General features: G+C 44.1%; 10 protein-coding genes. All 10 read left to right on the top strand.

Annotated elements, in window-relative coordinates:
* Positions 1 to 508 (top strand): 16S rRNA (cytosine(1402)-N(4))-methyltransferase RsmH (gene rsmH, locus A3G19_RS00775; protein WP_294870092.1); only part of this gene is annotated, 508 nt, incomplete at its 5' end.
* Entirely contained in the window at positions 471 to 791 is a 321-nt protein-coding gene (locus tag A3G19_RS00770; RefSeq protein WP_291750850.1) for a hypothetical protein, read from the top strand. The genes rsmH and A3G19_RS00770, both read left to right, overlap by 38 nt.
* A 155-nt stretch (positions 792 to 946) precedes the next feature.
* Positions 947 to 1357 carry a hypothetical protein gene (locus tag A3G19_RS00765; RefSeq protein ID WP_015653983.1) on the top strand — a complete coding sequence of 137 codons (411 nt, stop codon included), beginning with the start codon at positions 947 to 949 and terminating at the stop codon, positions 1355 to 1357.
* Positions 1357 to 2256: a polyprenyl synthetase family protein gene (locus A3G19_RS00760; RefSeq protein ID WP_291750849.1), complete on the top strand. Its 900-nt coding sequence runs from the start codon at positions 1357 to 1359 to the stop codon at positions 2254 to 2256. The genes A3G19_RS00765 and A3G19_RS00760 overlap by 1 nt, the downstream gene beginning before the upstream one ends.
* Positions 2256 to 3548: a glutamyl-tRNA reductase gene (gene hemA, locus A3G19_RS00755; RefSeq protein ID WP_015653981.1), complete on the top strand. Its 1293-nt coding sequence runs from the start codon at positions 2256 to 2258 to the stop codon at positions 3546 to 3548. The genes A3G19_RS00760 and hemA overlap by 1 nt, the downstream gene beginning before the upstream one ends.
* Positions 3548 to 5251, top strand: coding sequence for a proline--tRNA ligase (locus tag A3G19_RS00750; protein ID WP_015653980.1), 1704 nt, complete (start codon positions 3548 to 3550; stop codon positions 5249 to 5251). The genes hemA and A3G19_RS00750 overlap by 1 nt, the downstream gene beginning before the upstream one ends.
* The gene (locus tag A3G19_RS00745) at positions 5248 to 5667 is read left to right on the top strand and encodes an FxsA family protein (RefSeq protein ID WP_015653979.1); all 420 of its coding nucleotides are present in this window, start codon (positions 5248 to 5250) and stop codon (positions 5665 to 5667) included. Before A3G19_RS00750 ends, A3G19_RS00745 begins: the two co-directional genes overlap by 4 nt.
* Complete coding sequence (locus tag A3G19_RS00740) at positions 5621 to 6457, top strand: DsbA family protein (protein ID WP_015653978.1); 837 nt, start codon at positions 5621 to 5623, stop codon at positions 6455 to 6457. The genes A3G19_RS00745 and A3G19_RS00740 overlap by 47 nt, the downstream gene beginning before the upstream one ends.
* A gap of 3 nt (positions 6458 to 6460) precedes the next feature.
* On the top strand, positions 6461 to 7402 hold the full coding sequence (gene hemC, locus A3G19_RS00735; RefSeq protein WP_015653977.1) for a hydroxymethylbilane synthase: 942 nt from the start codon (positions 6461 to 6463) through the stop codon (positions 7400 to 7402).
* Positions 7403 to 7405: 3 nt separating this feature from the next.
* Positions 7406 to 9177 (top strand): menaquinone biosynthesis decarboxylase (locus A3G19_RS00730; protein ID WP_294870089.1); only part of this gene is annotated, 1772 nt, incomplete at its 3' end.

Raw genomic sequence — 9177 nt, 5'->3', positions numbered from 1 at the left:
TAATGAATATTCGCAAAGTGCATTGGAAACCATACTGCGAGAATACGGTGAAGTGACCAACTCCCGTAAAGTGGCGGAAGTGATTGTTCAGCGTCGCCCGTTTAATTCTGCAAAAGAACTCTCCAACGCAATTTTTCATCTGATGCCGAAGGGTAAAAAAATCCACCCCTCAACACTGGTGATGCAGGCGATTCGGATTGAAGTCAACGATGAACTGGGTGAATTGACCCGTTTGCTCGATGCGATTGAATCTTCGGCTATTAAGCATCTGCGCGTTGCGATCATCACGTTTCATTCACTTGAAGACCGTATTGTGAAAAACCGGTTCAGTAAATGGGCAAAAAATTGTATTTGTCCTGATGATGCGATGCGATGCACCTGTGGCAATAAAAATGCGATCGGCAAAATTATTACGAAAAAACCGCTGAGCGCTCAGGATGATGAATTACGGGCAAATTCCAGAAGCCGTAGTGCGAAACTGCGAATATTTGAAATACGAAGAGATTGATACGATGAGTGAAAAACACGATATCTTAGAAGAGACGCAGCAGATTATCAGCCCTGATGATTCGATGGGACCGATTTTCTTACGAAATGTATTTGTGGGGATTTTTCTAATCTTGATGTTGGTGTTTCCGAAAATATTTATCAATACACAAATCTATTTTAAAAGCCGCGAAATCTCAACACTCAGTCATGAACATGATGCATTAAAAGAAGAAAATCGACTGATTAAAGCAAAAGTCGAAACAATGAAATACAAAAATCAGGTTTTGGATACCCTTTTTTAAAAATAGCTCTTTTTTTTAGATCTCCTTCATTTTTCATACACCTAAGAATTGTGGTGGTATAATCACCGACTTAAATTGATCCTATGCCGAGTCGATGTATAATCTGCCTTAAAGATAGAAATCGTACGTTCCAAAATTTTCAGAAATGAGTTTGTATGAGCCGTATTTTCATATTTTTACTCGTTGGTGTGTTGAGCCTTTTGGATGCGGCCGCTTGGAGAGAGACAAAAAGCTTTGCCCTCAAAAAAGATGAGTTGGTTAAAGTGCTCGTTAAGAGTGAGGGGCAAGAGAGGGTACTCAATTTCAGGTGGACTCTCTATACGGACAAAGCGTTAGTCGTGCATGAGAGTTTTGATCGGTTTGTCGGACAGCATATGTTGTATACCGGACATGCCAATCAAAGTTTTCGTAAACGTCTTTTACCTCCTAAGCGGAGTCAAAAAGATGTCCCGTATGTCGTTGTCGTGTTTAAAAAATTTGACGAAGCTAATGCAACGGCACAGATGGATCTTTTTCTGATTGATAAAGAGAAGCGAATTGTGCTGGATTATTTAACTAAGAAGTGATGATAGGAATGTTGGAAACCGTAGAAACCATTATTGCACGTTTGATTGATGAGGTTGATTATCCTCATGCCACAGAATTGTTCCAAAAGCTCTCCGGTGGTAAACGTCTTCGTGCGCGTCTTATTTTGACCATTGCCCCATCCGATCCGAGTGCCCCTTTGCTGGGAGCGATCGTTGAGTTGATCCATGCGGCGAGTCTGCTCCATGATGATGTTATCGATGAGGCACAACTGCGTCGAGGAACACCTTCGGTGAATGCCACGGAGGGATCTAAAACGGCTATTATGCTCGGTGATATCCTTTATTCTAAAGCGTTTAGTGAATTGACATCGTTTGATCCCCGTATTTCCCGAGCTGTTGCCGAATCGGTTACCCGTCTCTCGATCGGAGAGATGATGGACGTAGGGATGGCGGCGAGTTTCAATACCGATCGTGCACTCTACCTTAAAATGCTTTATCTCAAAACGGCTACCTTGATCGAAGCGTGTGCTTACAGTGCGGCGGTATTGGTCGGTAAAGATCATGAAGCGCATGCAACGTACGGGAAAAACTTGGGGTTGGCATTTCAAATTGTCGATGATATTCTCGATATTACTGCCGATGAAGCGACTCTGGGGAAACCTTCACTCAACGATTTTTCTGAGGGGAAAGTGACACTCCCTTATATCGATTTGTATGAGCGTCTCGATGAAAATGAAAAGCAGCGGCTTATCAGCAATCATGCTAAAGTTCTGGATGAAAATGAGAAAAAATGGATTCGCTCTAAAATGGATGAATTCAAAATTATTGAGAGCTCCTACGCACATGCCAGCGCATTATGTGAGGAAGCGATCGGTGCTATCGGAGATGATATCGCCTTGCGTTCCATCATCGAAACCGTCATCAAAAGAAGTCATTAATGCACTATTTGATTGTTAGCTTTTCGCACAAAAACTCGACGCTTGGGATACGGGAGAAGCTTGCTTTTGTGGATGAAACGGCGCAATTAAATGCTATGAAGCAACTCAATGCAACCCTTTGTATCAGTGAATCGATGGTTCTTTCCACCTGTAATCGTGTTGAAATTTTCTGCAGTTGTAACGATACAGAGGCGGCAACAGAGACACTGTTTTCTCTTTTAGCCAAACATTCAGGACTCACTGCACACGAGCTGCACGAACGGGCCGATATTTTCGATGATGAAGGGGGGATTCACCACCTTTTTAGTGTTGCCAGTTCGCTTGACTCAATGGTTGTGGGAGAGACACAAATCTCCGGACAGCTCAAAGATGCCTTTAAACTCTCTCAGGACAACGGGTATTCTGCCCAAAAGATTGCTCGTGCAATGAGCTATGCGTTTAAATGTGCCGCTGAGGTACGCAATGCGACCAATATCTCCTCTAAACCGGTTTCGGTTGCGAGTGTTGCGATCGCGAAAGTCAAAGAATCGGTTGGAGAGGTAAGGGATAAAAAAGCGCTCGTGATCGGTTCGGGCGAGATGTCGGTGATTACCTGTAAACATCTTAGTGCCCAAGGGGTCGATGTGACGGTGATGAATCGCACGTTCGAGAAAGCCGAAGCGATAGCACGGGAGTGCAATGCACGCGTACGATCGTATGATGAAATCGCTTATGCGATTAATGAAAACGAGCTTCTCTTTACTGCTACAGGGTCATTGACCCCTATTATTACCGACGAGATGATTAAACCGACTCCGTTTGATCGATATTGGTTCGATATGGCAGTTCCGAGAGATATCGAATGCGATAGCGATCTTTGGTCGATTCGTCTTTTTTATGTGGATGATCTCAAAGAGATTGTCTCAGAAAATATTGCTTTGCGTGAAGATGAAGCGAAACTCTCTTACGTTATCATCCGTCGTCATGTGATCGGTTTTTTCGAATGGCTTAAAACTCTCTCGGTTGAGCCGTTGATCAAAAATATGTATCTCAGAGCTTCCGATGCCGCATTTCAAGAATCGACGCGCGTACTCGAAAATGGCTATATCCCTAAAGAGTATGAGCAAGCCGTCCACAAAGCAACTCTTCAGGCGTTAAAGCGGTTTTTACACCCGTTTGCCGAACGGATGCGTGATGGTTCCGATCCGATGCGTGTTGATGCTCTGATCGAATCGATGAGTTTTTTAATGAACCAGGAAGAGGGAGATGATTTATCTCAAAACTCCTGTACCTATTACCCTAAAGGAAAATAATGCGTTTTAGTAAAGCCTATATCCCAACCACCAAAGAAGCGCCGAAAGATGCTCAACTCCCGAGCCATATCTTTCTCTCACGCGCCGGATTTGTCACGCAGGTAGCTGCAGGATTGTATAATTTTTTACCTATGGGAAAACGGGTACTTCGTAAAATCGAAAACATTATTAACGAAGAGATGGCCTCATGCGATGCCCAAGAGGTTGATCTTAGTTTTGTCACCCCTGCAGAGCTATGGGAAGAGAGCGGACGGATTGAAAAATTCGGCAAAGAGCTCCTCCGTTTTCGTGACCGTAAAGAGAACCTTTTTGTCCTTGGACCGACCCATGAAGAGATGATGGTAAACATTGTCCGTAACCGAGTTAATAGTTACAAACAACTCCCGATTAATCTTTATCAAATCAAAACGAAATTCCGTGATGAAGCGCGTCCGAGATTCGGGTTAATGCGCGGACGTGAATTTGTGATGAAAGACGGCTACAGCTTTCACTCCAGTACGGAAGATTTGGATCGTGAATTCGATGCGATGGAAGCGGCATACAAACGTATTTTGGAGCGTTTAGGTTTGGAGTTTCGTATTGTTGAAGCCGACAGCGGAGCCATCGGCGGTACGGGTTCAAAAGAGCTGATGGTGTTAGCCGGAAGCGGTGAAGATACTCTCGCTGTGTGTGATACGTGTGAATACGGTGCGAATGTCGAAGCCGCTCGCCGAGCACCGCGAAGTATTATCCCTGAAGCGCCGAGCGCCGATTTTGCCCGTTTTAAAACACCGGATATCAAATCGATCGAAGATTTGAGCAATTTCTTCCATGTCGATCCTTACTATACCCTCAAAGCGGTAGTACAACGTGCGGTGTATACCGAGGGGAGTGAACTGGTTTGTTTCTTTATCCGAGGATGTGATGAACTCCAAGAGGTAAAAGCACGTAACAGTGTTGCTGCAATTGATTTGGTCGATGCTACCGAGGCAGAATTGATCGAAATCGGATTGGTTCCGGGATTTATCGGACCGTTGGATCAAGACAAGATCCGTATTGTCATGGATAATGACACGCGGGGTGCAACCACAATGATTTGCGGTGCGAATGACGTAGATTACCATTTCGTCGGCGTTGATTTGAGTGTAATGAACGAAGCTCATTTCGCCGATCTCGCAAGCGTACAAGAGGGGGATGGATGTCCTCACTGCGGAGGGAAGATTCTCCATACGAAAGGGATTGAAGTAGGACATATTTTTAAACTCGGGACCGTTTACTCCGCACCGCTCAAAGCGGAGTTTTTGGATGAAAACGGGCGTTCTCAACCCTTTATTATGGGAACGTATGGGATGGGTGTCAGCCGTCTCGTTGCTGCCGTGATCGAACAGCACCATGATGAAAAAGGGTGTATCTGGACCCAGGCAACAGCTCCGTATACGGTGAATGTGATGGTTTCTAATATCAAAGAAGAAGCGCACATGGCGTATGGCGAAGAGCTTTATGCTTCATTGCAAGCACGTGGAATCGAGACAATGCTGGATGATCGTAAAGAGCGTTTCGGATTTAAAATGTCGGATGCGGAATTGATCGGGTTCCCGTTCACTGTTGTCGTCGGAAAAGAACTTGATAACGGTTCGGTTCAGATTATGGTACGTGCAACCCGCGAAATGATTACCGTGAATGCGGCGGATGTCCTCAGTAAAATTGAGGAACTCATCCAATGATTTATTTCCTGATCTACCTTTTTTTGGAAGTGACCCTCACGATTGAGATTGCTTCACATATCGGTGGATTGGCTACTTTTTTTGAGATTGTCGGAAGCGCATTTTTAGGCATTTTTATCTTAATGAATTTTCGCCATACCCTGAGTGAAAATCTCGATGCCCTCCGTACGCGCCAGATTGATATGCAAGGGTTCTCTAACCGCAATTTAATGGGCTTATTTGGAGCAATTCTCCTTATTCTCCCTGGATTTTTATGCGATATCATCGGTGTTTTAATGCAGTTTTCCCTCATAGGAGTACTAATCATTAACCGTTTTACGCGAAAATATTCTCCAGAAAACCACACTTACACCACACAAAAGGATGACCATGTCATTGATGCCGAAATTATCGACGATACTCCTGCTCTCCGCTAGCCTTTTTGGAGCGACCGACGCTGAAGTTGTCTCATTTTTGAAAAAGGGAATAGGGGGAAATCCTAATGTTACCAATTTACAGATTGAGGTTAATGGTAAAAAAAATCTTGCTGCGGTAAGCGGATGGCAAGCCTATTTTGTTACGATTGAGGCTGATGTAAAACAAGGCAGTGAAACTCGACGTATCAATCAAAACGGGACCTATTTTGTTAATGGCAATATTATCGCACCCGAACTGGTTAATCTTAAAACAGGTGAGCGTTATAACGATATCGTTGCCCCTGATTTTAACAATGCGTTTTATACCGCTGCCAATCGCATCAGCGGTGATGCAAATGCAACGCATAAAATAGCGATTTTCTCCGATCCACTTTGTCCGTTTTGCCGTCGTTATGTCCCTGAAGCACTCTCTTATATGGAAAAATTTCCCAAAACGTTTGCCGTTTATTATTATCATTTCCCTCTTTCCGGTCTCCATCCTGCAGCTGTAACGTTGACAAAAGCGGCAATAGCGGCAGAACAAAACGGCACTAAAGATGCAGTCTTAAAGCTTTATAACGTAGATATTAATGCCAATGAAAAAGATGAGCAAAAGATTCTAAATGCGTTTAATAAAACTTTTGGAACAAAAATCGGTGTGAATGATATTCGACGTTCCTCGGTAGTCAAACAATTCGAATTTGACCAACAAGTAGCACAAACAATGATGGTAGCCGGAACACCGACCGTCTTTTTCAACGGACAGAAAGACACTTCAAAAAATAAATACAAAGAGATTAAGGTTAAGTAATACATGAAAAAACTCACCATCGCAACACGTGGAAGCAAACTTGCCCTTTGGCAATCGAATCATATTAAATCGGTTATTGAATCGAATTTCAGTGATGTCGAGGTAGAACTGAAAATTATTATTACTTCAGGGGATAAGATTTTGGATGTACCTTTGGCAAAAATCGGAGGAAAAGGGCTGTTTCTTAAAGAGATCGAAGAGTCGATGCTTCGCGGTGAGGCACAAATGGCGGTTCATTCACTGAAAGACGTTCCTACCCTCATGCCGGAGGGGTTATTGCTTTCGGCGATCACTCTGCGTGAAGATGTCCGTGATGCGATGCTCAGTGAAAAATATCCTGATATTACTTCATTGCCTCAGGGTGCGGTTGTGGGTACTTCTTCATTGCGCCGCCGTATGCAGCTTGTAAAGCAGCGTCCTGATCTGGTGATCAAAGATTTACGCGGGAATGTCGATACCCGTATCCGTAAGCTCAAAGAGGGTGAATTCGATGCGATTATCTTAGCCGCAGCAGGAATTAACCGTTTGGGCTTTAGTGATTTAGTAGAATACTTTTATCCAATTTCCCTCGATGAGATGCTTCCGGCTATGGGGCAGGGGGCTCTTGGGATTGAGACGGTCAATGAGCCGTGGGTTTTGGAGATCGCGTCATTCCTCGAAGATGAGAACAGCCGTATCGAAACGACGATTGAACGCGGGTTTGTGGATACCCTTAACGGTGGATGTCAGGTTCCGATCGGTGTGAGTGCACGGGTTCAACCCAACGGTGAAGTCATCGTCCGCTCAACGCTCGGTATGCCTGATGGCTCTGAAATGATGGGGGATGAAATCATAGTATCAAAAGAGCATCTCTCACGTGTCGGTGAAGCGATGGCGGAGCGTTTGATTTCTCAGGGTGCAATGGAATTATTGCATCGTGCTGAAGTCATGGCGAACAAGGGATAATCTGTGACATTAAAAAAAACGATTGATCTGCTAAAATCCAAAGATGAACTTCGTGTCATCGATACCCCTTTAGATATTTATCTTGAGATTCCCCATCTAGCCTATGCTGAAGTGAAAAAAGAGGGGGGAGGAAAAGCACTTCTCTTTACCCACCCGATCGATCGTAAAAGCGGTAAAACATTCGAAACCCCGGTTGTTATGAATCTTTTTGGTTCTTATGCCCGGACCGAGCTTCTTTTTGGACGCAAAGTAGAAGGGGTAGCCAGCGAAATCGAAAAGCTTCTCCACATGAAACCGCCGCAAGGGTTCAAAGAAAAAATCGGAATGCTCGGCGATTTGTTTGCCATGAAAGATATTTTCCCTAAAAAACTCAAAACACGCGGCAGCTGCCAAGAGATTGTGAAGCAGGGCAATGAAGTGAATCTGTATGATCTGCCGATTTTGACGACATGGGAAGAGGACGGCGGACCGTTTATTACGATGGGGCAGGTTTATACTCAGAGTTTGGACGGTGCTTTGGTCAATCTTGGAATGTATCGTTTGCAAGTCTATGATAACAATCATTTAGGGATGCACTGGCAGATTCATAAAGATTCGTCGCACTTTTTCGATCAGTATCAGCGTGCCGGTAAGAAAATGCCGGTGTCGATTGCGATTGGAGGAGATCCTTTGTACACGTGGTGTGCAACAGCTCCATTACCGTACGGTGTGAATGAATTGTTACTCTATGGACTGATCAAAAAAGAGTCCCCAAAGCTGGTTGAATCCCTTACGACTCCCCTTTATATTCCTGAGGATGTTGATTTCGTCATCGAGGGATGGGTAGATACCGAAAAACTTCAACTTGAGGGGCCGTTTGGAGATCATACCGGATATTATACCCTTGCAGAACATTATCCGGTGTTGGAAGTGAGTGCTATCACACACCGCAAAACCCCTTATTATCTTGCAACCGTTGTCGGGAAACCACCATTGGAAGATAAATATATGGGTTGGGCAACCGAGAGGGTGTTTTTACCGCTGTTGAAAACGAATGCGGCGGATTTGATTGATTATCACATGCCTGAGAATGGTGTGTTTCACAACCTTATTTTGGCGAAAATGAAACCGTTGTACAAAGGGCACGCCAAACAGTTTATGCATATTTTTTGGGGTTCGGGACAGATGAGTTTTGTCAAACATGCCCTCTTTTTCGGGGAAGATGCTCCGAAATTGACCAATTACGAAGCATTAATAACGTATGCGCTAAACCGATTTATCCCAAAATGCCTCTTTATATCAGAGGGGATTACCGATGCATTGGATCACTCCAGTCCGGAATCGCTCGTAGGGGGAAAATTGGGAATAGATTTTACGGCATCGTATTCACCGACCGCACCTGAATCGATTGATAGCACACTTTTATTGGAAAAAGTACAATCGTTCCTTCCCGAAGCGGTTGGATTGACCCAGTATATGCGTCACACGGCTAACCCTGTGACCGTTGTAAGTGTGCGTAAAGAAAGTCGCTCAATCAAAGATTGTTTCTCCCTTTTAGAACCATTAAAAGAGTATTTACGTATTGTTATTTTTGTCGATGAAGCGAAAAATGATATCCATAACCCTTATATGCTCCTTTGGCGCGTAACCAATAATATGGATGCAGCTCGTGATCTTTATACGTCTGATGTTATCGTTTCGATTGACGGTACTACCAAAACAAAAGTCGATGGATTTGAACGTGAATGGCCCGGTGATGTTGAATGTACCTCTTCTGTGGTTGAACGTCTTAAATC

Origin of the sequence: Sulfuricurvum sp. RIFCSPLOWO2_12_FULL_43_24 (assembly GCF_001829605.1) — a bacterium.
Classification (GTDB): Bacteria; Campylobacterota; Campylobacteria; order Campylobacterales; family Sulfurimonadaceae; genus Sulfuricurvum.
Note: the sequence above shows the minus strand (reverse complement) of the source record. Positions and strands in the feature narration are given on the sequence as shown.

What these genes read in the sequence shown, in the direction of transcription:
- A3G19_RS00765 (WP_015653983.1), top strand. Translation starts at nt 947, where the DNA reads ATGAGCCGTATTTTCATATTTTTACTCGTTGGTGTGTTGAGCCTTTTG.
- A3G19_RS00760 (WP_291750849.1), top strand. Translation starts at nt 1,357, where the DNA reads ATGATAGGAATGTTGGAAACCGTAGAAACCATTATTGCACGTTTGATT.
- hemA (WP_015653981.1), top strand. Translation starts at nt 2,256, where the DNA reads ATGCACTATTTGATTGTTAGCTTTTCGCACAAAAACTCGACGCTTGGG.
- A3G19_RS00750 (WP_015653980.1), top strand. Translation starts at nt 3,548, where the DNA reads ATGCGTTTTAGTAAAGCCTATATCCCAACCACCAAAGAAGCGCCGAAA.
- A3G19_RS00745 (WP_015653979.1), top strand. Translation starts at nt 5,248, where the DNA reads ATGATTTATTTCCTGATCTACCTTTTTTTGGAAGTGACCCTCACGATT.
- A3G19_RS00740 (WP_015653978.1), top strand. Translation starts at nt 5,621, where the DNA reads ATGTCATTGATGCCGAAATTATCGACGATACTCCTGCTCTCCGCTAGC.
- hemC (WP_015653977.1), top strand. Translation starts at nt 6,461, where the DNA reads ATGAAAAAACTCACCATCGCAACACGTGGAAGCAAACTTGCCCTTTGG.